Consider the following 14,405-nt stretch of genomic DNA (forward strand, 5'->3'; position numbering starts at 1 on the left):
AAGCAAACTATATTGCATACAATCTGTGAATACAATAAAAAAGTACAATCTTAACAATCCGTAGGGATGGAAGGGGACGTTGTGCAGAATGTTTCAGGGGAAGGGCCGCTGCAGGATGCTTTTCAGCAGCTGGGAATAGAAATCATGCAGCGCGCCGATGCGCTGGCGGTGCACTCGGAAGCGCCGGGGATGCTGACACGTACCTATCTGAGCGACGCCCATCACGGTGCAGCCGAGCAGTTGGCAGGCTGGATGCGTGAGGCCGGTATGACAGTGCGCCGCGACGCTGCAGGTAACGTGATTGGTCGCTACGCAGCGGCGGGAGAGCGTGAAGATGGGATTGGCGGTACATCAGCCACTGCTGCTGTGCCAGCATTGGTCACCGGATCGCATTTTGACACTGTGCGCAATGGCGGCAAATTTGATGGCAATCTGGGCATTCTGTTGCCGATATCCTGCATCGCAGCCTGGAATCGGTCCGGCACGCGCTTTGCGTTCCCGATTGAGGTGATTGGTTTTGCGGAAGAAGAGGGTGTGCGTTTCAAGGCGACCTTGCTCGGGAGCCGCGCAGTGGCAGGTACCTTCGACACCGGGGTGCTGGACAATCTCGACGAGCAGGGCCAGAGCATGCGCGAGGTGATGCTGGCGGCCGGCTACGATCCATCTCACTTGCCTGACGCCGCCTACCGCGCTGAGCAGGTGGCGGCATTTGTTGAGGTGCATATCGAGCAGGGCCCTTTGCTGCTCAACGAGTCCTTGCCCGTTGGCGTGGTGACAGCGATCTCTGGCGCGACCCGGTTCATGGCGCAGTTGCAGGGACTGGCCGGGCATGCAGGGACAGTCCCCATGCATATGCGGCGTGATGCCGCAATGGCGGCAGCCGAGATTGGTCTTTACATTGAGCAGCGGTGTAGCGGCCAGGCCGGACTGGTAGGCACCATGGGAATCCTTGAAGTACCACAGGGCGCCGCAAACGTGGTGCCAGGTGCTGCACGCTTTTCGATGGATATCCGTGCCGAGCGCGATGACGTCAGGCATGCTGCGGTGACCGACATTTGCGATGCAATCGAGCGGATCTGTTCTGCACGACGGATAGAGGTCAATCTCACCAGGACGCATGAGGCAGCCAGCGTCCCCTGTGCGCCGCACTTGCAGGCCCAACTGGCACAGGCGATTGAGGCTTGTGGTTGGCCGTTGCGTCATCTGCCCTCAGGGGCTGGGCACGATGCGATGGCACTGGCCGCTGTGGCGCCGGTGGCGATGTTGTTTGTGCGCTGTGGGAATGGCGGTATCAGCCATCACCCGGATGAAATCATGATCGAAGAGGATGCGGCCATTGCAGCGCAGGTGTTCAGCCGTTTTGTCGAGAATTTTGTGCCCTGAACCTTTGTTCAGGTGCGGTGCCGGATTGCAGTAGCAGTCTTTATTGTTTGTGTTTTTTGTTTTAGTTCATGTCTTGGTAACAAAGCAGATTCATCATTTCAATCAAATACAATTAAATTTAATTATTTAGCGAAGAGGAAGTTTCATGACTACCATCACTATCGACGGTTTTAATCTGGATGCACAGGCTGTGGTCAATGTGGCGCGTGCCCGTAACGGCAGCTACGCCAAGGTCGCACTGGCTGATTCATCGCGCGCTGCGCTCAAGGAAAGCCGCGACTATATCGAGTCCACCTGGATGCACGATGAAGCCCCGATGATGTACAGCTTCAATACCGGTGTTGGCCTGCTCAAGGATACCCGCATCAAGGTTGAGCATATTGAACTGTTCCAGACCCAGCTGATCAAGGCGCATAGCGCTGGTATCGGTGAGCCGTTCTCGGAAGAAGTCAGCCGTGCCACCATGCTGCTACGCGCCAATGCCTTCGCCTCCAACTATTCGGCACCACGGGTAGAAGTTGTTGACCGTCTGCTCGATTTCATCAATGCCGGGATTCACCCGATCATGCCGCAGAAGGGGTCGGTCGGCGCTTCCGGCGATCTGGCGCCACTGTCTTATCTGGCCGCTGCCATCGCAGGCTTTGATGAGGCAGAAGTGATGTATCAAGGGCAGCGCATGTCGGCACCAGAAGCCATCACCAAAGCGGATATCGGTCCGGTCTTGTTTGATCTCAAAGCCAAGGATGCTTCGGCGCTGATCAACGGTTGCACCGTTTCACTGGCAGTGGCTGTGCTGGCCGCCCGTGACGCCCGTGACCTGCTGACCGATGCCTGCCTGTCGCTGGGACTGACACTGGAAGCCATGCGCGCCGAGATGTCGGCATTTGATCCACGCATTCAGCAAGCCCGTCCACACGCTGGCCAGATCAAGACCGCAGAAGTGATCCGCACGCTGCTCAAGGGTTCCACACGTACCACCCACGAGGCCCGCGCCGTGCAACTGCCTGAAGAACTGCGTCGCACTGATATTCCTTACACCGCGCGGATTCAGGATGTGTATTCCCTGCGTTGTGCACCCCAGGTCTATGGCCCGGTGTTTGATGCACTCGACTATATTGATACGATTGTCCTCAAGGAAATCAATTCGGCAACCGATAACCCTCTCATCTTTGATAAAGAAGGTGGTGGCTTTGAAATCATTTCGGGTGGTAACTTCCACGGCCAGTACCTGGCGCAGGCGATGGACTTGCTGGCAATGACCATTACTGATCTGGGCAGCATCAGTGAGCGTCGCATCGCGCGCCTGATCGATCCGACATTGTCGTGGGGCCTGCCACGCAATCTGATGAGCGGTGTGCGTGGTGTCAATACTGGCTATCCCGTGGTGCAATGCTCGATGAGCTCGCTGGTCATGGAAAACCGTACCCTGAGCATGCCAGGCAGCGTCGACAGCATTCCTGCCAAGGGCAACAGCGAAGACCATGTCTCCAACTCGACCTGGTGCGCCCGCAAGGCAGCGACGGTGGTCGCTAACACCCAATATATTGTCGGCGTAGAAATGTTGCTGGCGGCACAAGGCCTGACGATGACCGAAGACCTGTTGCCGGGATTTGTGCTTGGCCAGGGTACCCAGGCCGCGTATGAAGAAATCCGACGCCAGATCCCTGCCTGCCTGGATGGTGATCGCTGGTTCCATAACGATATCGCGATAGCGCATTCGTTCATCATCAGTGGCTCGGTGCGCGAGGCAGTCGTTGCACGTATCGGGAATTTTGTCTGATCTTGTTTGATGTCACTGCCCCGTAAAGGGGCAGTTTTTTTAATGGCGTTACCCTTGGAGACAGTCCGGCATGTTTAGCTCAATCAGAACGCGCATTCTCTTTTTTACTATTGCCTTACTGATTGTCAGTCTGGGCCTCGTCGGGGGACTCTCCTATGTGATTGTCAAAAGCAACAATGACAGCACCGTCGATGCGAATACGCGCTCGATTGCCGACGGCTACGCGGCTGCCATCAATCAATGGGTCGCCTCTAAGGCAAGCATGACAGCGGCCGCCGCCGATGGTATTTCGCAGGCAGATCCTTTGTTTGTGCTCAAGCAGTTGCAAAAAAGTGGTGGGTTCTATGTCACCACGCTTGGTAAACAGGATAAAACGGCATTCACTTCCAGTCCGGATGGATTGCCAGCTGGCTACGATCCAACCGGTCGCGCCTGGTATTTACAGTCAGTCAAGGCCGGTAAGGCCGTTGTGACTAAACCTTACACCGATGTCGTAACCAAGAAGCCGATGGTGTCCTTTACCGCGCAGGTCAAGCAGGATGGCCAATTGCAAGGTGTGGTGGCAGCAGCAGTATTTCTGGATGGTGTGAGCGATGTAGTCAAAGCGGTACATCCGACGCCGGCCAGTTTTGCCTTTCTGGTGGATCATGATGGCATGATGCTGGCGCATCCTGATGCGCAATGGATCAACAAGCCGGCCAAAGAATGGAACGCGGAGCTTACCGCAGACCGTCTCAACAGTCTCACTGGCGATCAGTCAAAGACACAGTTGTCGCTCGATGGGGCTGACAAGCTGGTGCTTGCCACGCCGATTCAGGGTACAGAGTGGACCTTGTTGGTGGCGATGGACAAGGCGGATGTGAATGCCGGTATGCGTCGCGCCACAACCACCTCTCTGATTGCGATCGTATTGGTGGCGATTCTGGCTGCCGTCATGATGGGGATGATCACGGCGGCAGTATTCAAACGCTTGTCCCAGGTACGCAATGCGATGGATAACGTCGCCTCCGGCAATGGTGATCTGACCATGCGCTTGCCACAGGAAGGCACCGATGAAGTCAGTCAGATTGCACGTTCGTTCAATCTGTTTGTCCAGAAAATCACGTTGATCCTGCAGGAAATCCGGCATACCAGTGATGCGGTTAAAGTCTCTTCTTCTGAAATCGCCAATGGCAACCTAGATCTGTCCGGGCGCACTGAACAGCAGGCGGGGGCGTTGGAGCAAACTGCTTCGGCTATGGAGCAGCTCACTTCCACCGTCAAACAAAACTCTGACAATGCGCGCCAGGCAAATCAGCTGGCCGTGGCCGCATCGAATATCGCGGCCGAAGGCGGTGCTGTCGTTGGCAACGTGGTTGCAACGATGGCTGCAATTAATCAGTCTTCGCGACAAATTGTGGACATTATCGCGGTCATTGACGGGATTGCTTTTCAGACCAATATTTTGGCCCTCAACGCCGCCGTTGAAGCCGCGCGTGCGGGCGAGCAAGGGCGCGGTTTCGCGGTGGTGGCCAGTGAAGTACGTAGTCTGGCGCAACGCAGTGCGCAGGCAGCCAAGGAAATCAAGGAATTGATCGACTCGTCGGTCGCCAAGGTCGAAGATGGTGGTGCGCTGGTGGAAAAGGCCGGTCAGACCATGGTCGAGATTGTCAGCAGCGTCAATAGTGTGAGCTCCATTGTCAACGAGATTGCCACCGCCAGTACTGAACAAACCAGCGGGATCGAGGAAATCGGGCGTGCCATCACCCATATGGATGGAACAACCCAGCAAAATGCCGCGTTGGTCGAGCAAGCCGCCGCCGCTGCACAGTCTTTGCAGGATCAGGCAAACCGACTGGCCGCCATTGTCGGTGGTTTCAAGCTGCAGGGCTGAATTGCGTAGATCTACATGGTGTTTGTGATTGTAGCTTGACGTCAATGCCCGGGCTGGTCAGGCTGGTATCCATCGGTAAGGGTCTTGAGAAAAGCAATCACATCCTCGATTTCGGCATCATTCAGGGCGGTTTTATCGCCCGGATGACCGCCGAAAGGTGGATCCATGTTCACATTCACAGTGTATTGCGGTAGCAGGTCATCGAACTTGCGAATGCTGCCGTTGCGGTTGTGCGGATACCATTTGTGAGGCGCGCTATCGCGTTCTACATAAAAATGCAGCACGTCCTTCAGGTTGTGCATGACTCCGTTATGGAAGAAGCTCTGACGTAGCGCAACGTTGCGCAGAGTAGGGGTCTTGAACAGGCCGCAATACTCGGGACGATCAATGAAATCATGGCGATCCGGTCCGCATAAACCAAAGTCGTGGTAGAGCGGATTGGCATTGGCGACGATATCCTTGTTGCGTGGTACACCCAGCGCGATCAGGCCGTAATCGGTAAATTGCGGGAACGCGCCGTTGGGCGCGATCTCGCTGATGTGGCAAGACGCGCAATTTCCCTTGTCTGGTGCGTTGAATAACATCAGACCCCGTTTTTCCTGTGGAGAGAGTGCCACCTGTTTGCGCAAGTAGGCATCGTATTTGCTGCTGTAGGGATAAAAGTCGGCCGGGCTTTCCTGAAATACTTCCAACGCCATTAATGCCGCCTTGAATGCACTCGCATCATGATCCAGCACTGTCGCGCCAAAGACCGCGCGCAATTGGTTTGCATACGGTGCTCGGCGCAGTTTGGCAGCCACCGAGGCTTCGTCCGGATTACCCATTTCATGCGCCGATAGCAGCGGAATACGTGCCTGATCGTGGGTCGAATCGGCCCGGCCATCCCAGGTCAGGCCGCCGGTCGGGCCGGCATCGATACTGTCGTCATTGTCATCGTCATGAAAATGTTCGCTAAATGGTGGCACCGTCTGCAGGTAGCGCAGCGAGGGTGCGGCGCGGGTACCGGGGCGTTTCAGGTCGGCGCCGCCAAACTGGGTGGCAAGGCGATTGGGCGGGCCGTAGGCAAATTCAGGGCTATGGCAGCTGGCGCAGGATTGCTTGCCAGAGGCCGACAAGGCCGGATCGAAAAACAGGTTGCGTCCCAGCGCAGTCATTTCCTGAACCTTGCCGCGCTCGATATTGGCTGGCGCATAGGTAGCATGTGCATAGGCTGGGCTTGTGGGCGCTGGTGCCGGATCTCCACCCTGCAAGGCATAGGCAGAAAAGGCGGCAATCATGCCCAGTACAATGAAGGGAAATAGGGCTGCAGGCGAAATTCTCATTGGCACAGCATAGCAAACGCGAATGACAAGATTGTGAAGAACATTGAACTCATTGGCGGGCTGGCGCGGTTTGTCATTGCTCCGTTATATTTGCACATTAGGATCATGAGCTTTACAAACCAGAGGCGATGCTATGTCCAATCAGCTTTTTTCAGTGTGGCGTCCTGCGGTCTCAGTCGCCGCTGTCGTAGTCGGTCTGAGCGCCTGCGGCGGTAACCCGGCTGTAGCACACGATGACAGCGCACTGCGCAATATCAATACACTGGTCGTGATCTACGCCGAAAATCGTGGCTTTGATAACTTGTATGGCTTGTTTCCAGGTGCCAATGGTATTCCAGGTGTTAACTCTTCGGCACGTGGAAATGTCAATCCACAGGTGGATGTCGATGGTGCTGTATTGCCGGTCTTACCGCCGACCTGGGGTGGCGCGACTGTGCCGGGGCAGAGCAAGGTGGTAACCCAGGCACAATCGGCTGGATTGCCTAATAAGCCGTTCCGGATTGAATCAACAGAGGGATTAGGACTCGATAGCAGCATCATTACCCGTGATCTGGTGCATCGCTTCTACAACAATCAGATGCAGATCCATGGCGGCAAAAATGATCAATTTGCCACCTATTCGGATGCCGGTGGCCTGTCGCTGGGCTATTACGATGGCAGTAACATGGCGATGTGGAAACTGGCCCAGCAATACACGCTGGCGGATAACTTTTTCATGGGCGCGTTTGGCGGCTCCTTTCTCAACCATCAATACCTGATTTGCGCCTGCGCACCGCAATATCCCCATGCGGATCAGTCGCCTGCCAAGGGGGGGATTTCGCGTATTGATGTGGATGCTAACGGTCAGTTCGTGCGTCTGACACCAGCAGTCGGATCGCCCAAGTCAACCCTGGACGGACCGCAAAAATATATCAATGACGGCACCTTGACTCCAGCCGATGCCAAGGGCATGTTCTACGCCGTCAATACCATGCAGCCAGCGTATCAGCCAAGCAATGTTGCTCCGGCCGTAACGGACGGCAGTCACCTGTTTGCCGATGCTAACAATGCCTCGACCTTGCCGCCACTGACGCAGACCAATATCGGTGATTTACTGACGGCTAAGGGCGTGAGCTGGGCTTGGTATGCTGGCGCCTGGAACGAGACCTCGGCTACCGCTAGCGGCAGCCGTAAATTCGGTGTGCCGATGCCTAATTTTCAGTTTCATCATCAGCCGTTCAATTATTACGCGAATATGGATCCGGTTACCCATGCTGCTTACCGTGCTGAGCATCTCAAGGACTTTGATAGCAGCTTCCTGCAGGATGCTGCAGCTGGAAAGCTGCCTGCAGTATCGTTCTACAAGCCGCAGGGCAATCTGAACCAGCATTCCGGTTACGCGGATGTGGCGTCGGGTGATGCGCATATTGCGGATGTCATCAACAAGCTGCGCCAGAGTCCGCAGTGGTCGCATATGTTAATCGTAGTAACGTATGACGAAAATGGCGGCTTCTGGGATCATGCCGCGCCGCCGAAGATGGATCAATGGGGGCCGGGTACACGGATCCCGGCGATTATCATCTCGCCCTATGCCAAGAAGGGCTATGTTGATTCAAGCTTGTATGACACCAGCTCTATCCTGCGATTCATTACGCGTCGCTGGTCGTTGCCGACGCTGGATGGGATCGCGCTGCGCGACAAGGCTATTGCAGCCCAGGGTGGTCAACCGCTCGGAGATTTGAGTAATGCGTTGGTAGCGCAGCCACAATAAGCTGAAATACTGATTAACTGACAGCAGACGCACGGTCACTATTCGGTGGCCGTGCTTTTTTATGGCCGCAGCGTAAGAACAAAGTGGTGCAGGGGTGGGTTTCGGTGTGCCGAATTGCTTTAAATTTGTCTTTGACAACTTCATGAAGCACCTTATTTTGTCATGAAGCGGCTCTCAAAAGATGACAAAATCCTGACAATCCATAAAAGTTTCTAATTGTTACAATCTGTTACTTATTTGCTTTGCACAAACTTATGAATGGGAAGTATTCTTATTTGCATTCGTAATCTTTATCGCGTTATCAATAAAGAGAGCGACGTCAAACTGGCATCAAGCAAACATCAAGCAAACAAGAGACCGGCACCTTCCTTCATCATGAATAAGCAAATTCGTCGTCATGTGCTCCCCGCCATGATGCGCAAGACCTGTTTTGCACTGGCAGCACTGACCCTAATGCATCTGTCCGCGTACGCAGCGCCACCACCAATGTCGACTCCGGCTAGCACAGACGATACCTACGACAGTGGTTCCAGCACCAGCTTCTTGGATGGACTTAATCGAAGTAATACATTGCTGGGTGACATGGGAGGGCTGCGCTCGTCGCTGGCCAGCCGTGGCATTACGCTGGGCATCCAGGAAACCAGCGAGTTTTTGGGTAACACCAGTGGCGGCAAACGTACCGGCTTTGACTACGATGGTTTGACCACGGTCACCATGCAGCTCAATACCCAGCGCGCGTTTGGCTTGTATGGTGGCTTGTTCAATGTCAGCGCCTTGAGCGTGCACGGCACCAATCTGAGTTCGCGCAACCTCGGTAGCTTACAGACCGCCAGCGGGATTGAGGCCGATACCGGCACTCGCCTGTGGGAACTCTGGTACGACCAGAAGCTGCTGGAAGAAGATCGCCTCGACGTCAAGTTCGGTCAGCAGAGTCTGGATCAGGAATTCATGGTCAGCACCAATGCCCTGTATTTCGTCAACACCATGTTCGGCTGGCCGATGCTGCCATCGGCCGACCTGCCTGGTGGCGGTCCGGCATATCCGCTGTCGGCACTGGGTGCCCGGGTTGCCGTGCGGCCGGTGAATGGCGTTCAGATTCTGGCCGGCGTCTTTAGTGCCTCACCGGTCACCAATGCCGATCCATCGCTGGACTCGCAGAGCACTAATCACAACGGGCTGAGTTTCCCGGTTGGCCATGGCACCATGGAAATTATCGAAGCGCAGTTCTCCTATCCCTCGCTGGGAGCGATGGTTGAGCCGGGTGAAGCAGCGCCGCTGGGCTGGACCTACCGTATCGGCGCCTGGTACAGCGGTTACTCTGGATTCCAGGATCAGCGCTATGACACCAACGGTGTTTCACTGGCAGATCCGAATAGTAATGGCGTGGCCCAGAGCCATCGTGGCAACTACGCGTTTTACGCCGTCGCCGACCAGCTGATCTGGCGCGACAATACCGATCCAAATCGCACCATCGGCGTGTTTGGGCGCGTCATGTGGACGCCACTGAAAGATCGCAACGTGATTGACGCCAGCCTCAACGCCGGGGTCGTGTTCCATAGCCCGTTCCGCTACCGTACCGATGACACCTTTGGGGTTGGCGTTGGTTATGCCCATGTCAGCAGCCGTGCTTCTCAATATGATACGGATACCAATACCTATAACGACACGACATCGCCGGTACGCAGCAGCGAGAAATTTGTCGAGCTGACCTATCAGTACCAGCTCAAGCCATGGATGCAGATTCAACCGGACCTGCAATACGTGTTCAATCCTGGTGCAGGCGTGCCGATTACCAGCGGTTCTTCCCAACGGATCAAGAATGAGCTGGTCCTGGGTGTACGAACCAATATCTCTTTCTGACCTTCGCTTCACGACACCATGAAAACAGTCTCCCTGCACCATCTGATTGGCCTGACACTGGCAGCAGCCTTCGGTCTGGCAGCTCTCAACAGCAGCGCCGCCGAACCACGCGGCATGCTGGAAACCATCAAGCATCACAAGACCCTGGCGTCCACCATTCCTGATAATGGGGACGTCAATCCTTACGCAATCGTCGTGGCACCGGTATCGGCTGGCGCGATTGAAAAGGATGATGTACTGATCGATAACTTCAACAACATCTCGAATCTGCAGGGCACCGGCACGACGATCGTACGCTATCGTCCCTCGACCAAGGAAACCAAGCTGTTCGCACAGGTGCCGCAAACGCTCAAGGAATGTCCGGGAGGCGTTGGCCTGACAACCGCGATGAGCATGCTCAAAAGTGGCTGGGTCATTGTTGGTAGCACGCCTAGCAAGGACGGCACCACCGCCACCAAGGGTGACGGCTGTATGCTGGTATTCGATGCCAATGGTCACCACGTTGCGACGTGGGCAGGCCCGACCATCAATGGTCCGTGGGGCAATATGGTGACCATCGATCATGGTGACAAGGCAACTTTGTTCATCAGCATGGCAGGCTTCGGCGTGCAAGGCCCCAAGGTGCTTGATGCGGATGGTCAATATCCCGTTACCGTGCGCAATGCCACGGTCCTGCGTCTGGAAGTCAGCATTTCCGAAGGAAAACAGCCGGTACTGGAAAGTCAGACCGTCATCGGTGATGGCTTTGCCCAGCGTGCCGATATGGATAATTTCCTGTTTGGGCCGACTGGTCTGGCGCTGGGATCGGATGACACGCTCTATGTGACCGATGGCCTAGACAATGAAATCACCGCCATCGCCAACGCTAGCACCCGTACCGACAGCGCTGGCAAAGGCCGCGTGGTAACCAAGGATGGTTTGCTGGGCTGGCCACTGGCGATGGTCATGACACCTGCTGGCCACCTGATCGTGGCCAACGGCAAGAATGGTCAGGCCGTCGAAATCGATCCGGCCAGTGGCAAGCAGATCTACGGGCACTGGCTCGATTCGAATCAGGCACAATCGCCACCGGGCAATGGTGACCTGTTCGGTATCGCCCTGACACCAGACGGCAAGGGCCTCTACTACGTCGAAGATGACGTCAACGCTCTAGTCGTAGGAACACCGTAATGGATAATGATCAACACAGCCCGAAGCGCCGCCGCTTTCTGAGTGGTGCCGCACTGGCAGCGGCGGCCTTGCCGGTCTCTGCTGCTGCAACTGCAGCGACCGCAGCATCAGGTAGTGCAGGTCATGCCAGCCATGGTCACACCGAACCGTTTTTCGGTACCTATCAAGGCGGTATTACCACCCAGATGCAGCGGCAGAGCTACTTCATGGCCTTCGACCTGACCACCAGCAAGCGCGAGGACGTCATCGCATTGCTCAAGGCCTGGACCGAGGCTGCCGCCGAGATGACCCGCGGTGCCGAACTGGCGCCTCGTCATCCCGACCCGGATCAGCCACCCGAGAGTGGCGGAGATATCATCGGCTTGCCCGCATCACGGCTGACGATTACCTTCGGCTTTGGCCCCGGCCTGTTCGAAAAAGAGGGTATTGACCGCTATGGACTGGCCAGCCAGCGTCCGGCGGCACTAGCCGACTTGCCCAAGTTCACCGGTGATCAACTGGTCCCTGAGCGCAGTGGCGGTGATCTGTCGATTCAAGCCTGTGCTGATGATGCTCAGGTGGTTGAACACGCGGTGCGTCGACTGGTTGCACTGGCCTATAACGTTGCTGTGATCCGTTGGGCGCAGACTGGCTATCAGGCGGGCTACAAACCAAGCGAGACACCGCGCAACCAGATGGGCTTCAAGGATGGCACCATGAATGTTGCCACCAAAGATCCGGCTGCCATGAAGCAGTTTGTCTGGGTCGGCGAAGAAGGGCCGGAGTGGATGCGCAACGGCAGTTATATGGTGATTCGTCCGATCCGTATCGCACTGGAGCACTGGGATCGCATGAAGTTGGGCTTCCAGGAGCAGACTGTGGGCCGTCATAAGTACTCCGGTGCACCATTGGGCAAAAAGCATGAATTTGAACCGCTTGACCTCAAGGCGACCGATGCCGATGGCAATCTGGTACTGCACGAGCACGCCCATGCCCGTATGGCTGCGCCCGAAGAAAACGACGGTGCCCAGATCCTGCGCCGTGCCTATGCCTATGACAACGGTGTGACCAGGATCGCTGAGCGCTGGCCGCCATGGCGTCAAGCGATGACGTTTGACGCTGGTTTGCTGTTCCAGTGTTACCAACGCGATCCGCGTACCGGCTTTACCAAGATCTTCGAGAACATGGCCAAGTTCGACATGCTCAACCAGTTCACCACCCATGTCGGCAGCGCACTGTTTGCCTGCCCACCGGGCGTGCAACCTGGTGAATACATCGGCCAGAAGTTGTTTGCCTGAAAGAATGCGCTAGCCAATTGTCGGCTAGCGCAAAAATTGCTACCATCTCGCCCAAGGAGATGGCATGCCTCCTTCAACCGCGACCGGCATCATACCGGCGCTGATGATGCCTACAGAAACCTGCGCAGCTGGTCCTGTAGGTCATCGCCTGCAGTAACCGGTTGCGCAAACCGATAGACAATAAAAAACTGGAATCTTCTAGCGCACCAAGCACCGGTACCATGAAAACTGACTCCTTCCTGCAGCAACTCAATCTGTTGCGCCACATCGCCAAATGGAGCTTGTTGAGCTTGCTGGTCGCGGCGCTGGCAGGCAGTGCCTCGGCATTTTTCCTGTTTTCACTGGAATTCGCCACGAATTGGCGCGAAAACCATGCCTGGATCATCTGGCTGCTGCCGCTGGCCGGTTTCGGGGTAGGTTTGCTGTATCAGCATCTGGGCAAGTCGGTCGAAGCAGGTAACAACCTGCTGATTGACGAAATCCACGATCCCCGCAAAGTCATCCCCTTGCGCATGGCGCCACTGGTGCTGTTTGGCACCGTGGTATCTCACCTGTTTGGTGCCTCGGTCGGGCGTGAAGGCACAGCGCTACAAATGGGGGGTGCGCTGGCCGATCAGTTGACCCATCTGTTCCGGCTTGATCGCGAGGATCGCCGCATTTTGCTCATGGCCGGTATCAGCGCCGGTTTTGCCTCGGTATTCGGCACGCCGCTGGCAGGTGCCATCTTTGCGCTGGAAGTGCTGGCCGTTGGCCGTATGCGCTACGACGCCATTTTTCCGTGCTTTTTGGCCGCCATCATCGCCGATCAGGTGGGGCTGGCCTGGGGAGTACATCACACCCATTATGTGGTCAGCGCTATGGCACCGCTGACAAGCTGGAGTGTGCTCGCCGTAATCGCTGCCGGGATCCTCTTCGGACTCACCGGCAGGCTGTTCGCCACCAGCACCCACGCGCTCTCCGCACTGGTCAAGCGACATATTTCCTATGCACCGTTGCGGCCTCTGCTGGGCGGCGTGATCGTTGCGGTGGCAATCTGGGTGCTCGGCACGCATCGGTACATTGGGCTGGGGATCCCTGTGATTGTCGAGTCCTTCCAGCAGGCGGTTTCCCCTTGGGATTTTGTGGGCAAGATGATTTTTACCATCACCTCGCTGGGGACTGGTTTCAAGGGGGGGGAGGTCACGCCATTGTTTTATATCGGCGCGACCCTCGGCAACGTGCTGGCACCGCTGCTGCATATACCGATGCCGATGCTCACCGGGATCGGCTTTGTGGCGGTTTTCGCCGGTGCCGCGAATACGCCGATTGCCTCCACCATGATGGCGATCGAGTTATTTGGCCCCGAGATCGGCCCACTGGCCGCACTGGCCTGCATTGCCAGCTATTTATTTTCCGGGCATGTCAGCATTTACAAGGCCCAGCGTATTGGACGCGGCAAGCATGCGACAGTCGTGAGTGGTGATGCTTCGAGCAGCCAAGCCAAGGACTGCTGAAAACCTGATGTTGATCAAATCGCCACAGGAATAGACAGAGTAATCTGGCAACAACTATATAATTTGCGAGTAAAATCTAACTTGTTTTCTAGTAGCAATACGATAATGTAAATCTTTAATATGTAATTCGACTACAGACGTATGGCTTCACTGTAATAAAAACAATATTCTGAAATAACGTGCAATTTGTCTGATGACACCGCAGACAGTCCATCGAGTAACGCCGTGGCTGCCCGCTTAACAGTAGAGTGAACATGAAGTCCTTTCCTACCGTCGCAAAATTACTGGCTGAACGTCTTGAAATCGACGTCGATACTATTCAACCCGACACCAAGCTGGAGACACTAGGTGCTGACTCTCTGGCTGTGATCGAACTGATTTTCGATCTGGAAGACGAGTTCGGTATCAAGCTCGGCGACGAACGTCCGACGCTGGTGGTGGTGCAAGACATTGCCGACATCGTGGATGGCCTGCTTGCCAACAAGCCGCAGAGCTGA

The 14,405-nt window shown here is 55.8% G+C and carries 10 protein-coding genes and 1 riboswitch; of the genes, 9 read left to right on the plus strand and 1 reads right to left on the minus strand.

Annotated features, from left to right (window positions below; genetic code table 11):
* Positions 1-81: 81 nt before the first annotated feature.
* The 3 genes from FHW66_RS08320 to FHW66_RS08330 all read left to right on the plus strand — a co-directional run bounded on the left by FHW66_RS08320 (position 82) and on the right by FHW66_RS08330 (position 5,036).
* Positions 82-1,383, plus strand: coding sequence for an allantoate amidohydrolase (locus tag FHW66_RS08320; RefSeq protein ID WP_370543429.1), 1,302 nt, complete (start codon positions 82-84; stop codon positions 1,381-1,383).
* Between the two features lie 145 nt (positions 1,384-1,528).
* Positions 1,529-3,163 carry a histidine ammonia-lyase gene (hutH, locus tag FHW66_RS08325; RefSeq protein ID WP_183379300.1) on the plus strand — a complete coding sequence of 545 codons (1,635 nt, stop codon included), beginning with the start codon at positions 1,529-1,531 and terminating at the stop codon, positions 3,161-3,163.
* 70 nt (positions 3,164-3,233) lie between these two features.
* Positions 3,234-5,036: a methyl-accepting chemotaxis protein gene (locus tag FHW66_RS08330; protein ID WP_183379301.1), complete on the plus strand. Its 1,803-nt coding sequence runs from the start codon at positions 3,234-3,236 to the stop codon at positions 5,034-5,036.
* A 41-nt stretch (positions 5,037-5,077) separates the two neighbouring features.
* Here the strand turns inward: FHW66_RS08330 and FHW66_RS08335 are convergent, their stop codons facing one another.
* On the minus strand, positions 5,078-6,358 hold the full coding sequence (locus tag FHW66_RS08335; RefSeq protein WP_183379302.1) for a cytochrome c peroxidase: 1,281 nt from the start codon (positions 6,356-6,358) through the stop codon (positions 5,078-5,080).
* A 133-nt stretch (positions 6,359-6,491) separates the two neighbouring features.
* On the opposite strand from FHW66_RS08335, the gene acpA reads away from it, so the two are divergent.
* The 6 genes from acpA to FHW66_RS08365 all read left to right on the plus strand — a co-directional run bounded on the left by acpA (position 6,492) and on the right by FHW66_RS08365 (position 14,405).
* On the plus strand, positions 6,492-8,108 hold the full coding sequence (gene acpA, locus FHW66_RS08340; RefSeq protein WP_183379303.1) for an acid phosphatase: 1,617 nt from the start codon (positions 6,492-6,494) through the stop codon (positions 8,106-8,108).
* A 375-nt stretch (positions 8,109-8,483) separates the two neighbouring features.
* Positions 8,484-9,968, plus strand: a complete 1,485-nt coding sequence (locus FHW66_RS08345; protein WP_183379304.1) for a carbohydrate porin — start codon at positions 8,484-8,486, stop codon at positions 9,966-9,968.
* An 18-nt stretch (positions 9,969-9,986) separates the two neighbouring features.
* A complete protein-coding gene (locus FHW66_RS08350) occupies positions 9,987-11,138 on the plus strand; it encodes a hypothetical protein (protein ID WP_183379305.1) in 1,152 nt (383 codons plus the stop codon).
* A complete protein-coding gene (efeB, locus tag FHW66_RS08355) occupies positions 11,138-12,415 on the plus strand; it encodes an iron uptake transporter deferrochelatase/peroxidase subunit (protein ID WP_183379306.1) in 1,278 nt (425 codons plus the stop codon). The genes FHW66_RS08350 and efeB overlap by 1 nt, the downstream gene beginning before the upstream one ends.
* 46 nt (positions 12,416-12,461) lie before the next feature.
* A riboswitch (Fluoride riboswitch) is annotated at positions 12,462-12,535 on the plus strand.
* A gap of 101 nt (positions 12,536-12,636) precedes the next feature.
* Positions 12,637-13,908, plus strand: coding sequence for a voltage-gated chloride channel family protein (locus FHW66_RS08360; RefSeq protein ID WP_183379307.1), 1,272 nt, complete (start codon positions 12,637-12,639; stop codon positions 13,906-13,908).
* A 254-nt stretch (positions 13,909-14,162) separates the two neighbouring features.
* Positions 14,163-14,405, plus strand: coding sequence for an acyl carrier protein (locus FHW66_RS08365; protein WP_183379308.1), 243 nt, complete (start codon positions 14,163-14,165; stop codon positions 14,403-14,405).

Origin of the sequence: Herbaspirillum sp. Sphag64, assembly GCF_014192645.1 — a bacterium.
Lineage (GTDB): Bacteria > Pseudomonadota > Gammaproteobacteria > Burkholderiales > Burkholderiaceae_D > Herbaspirillum.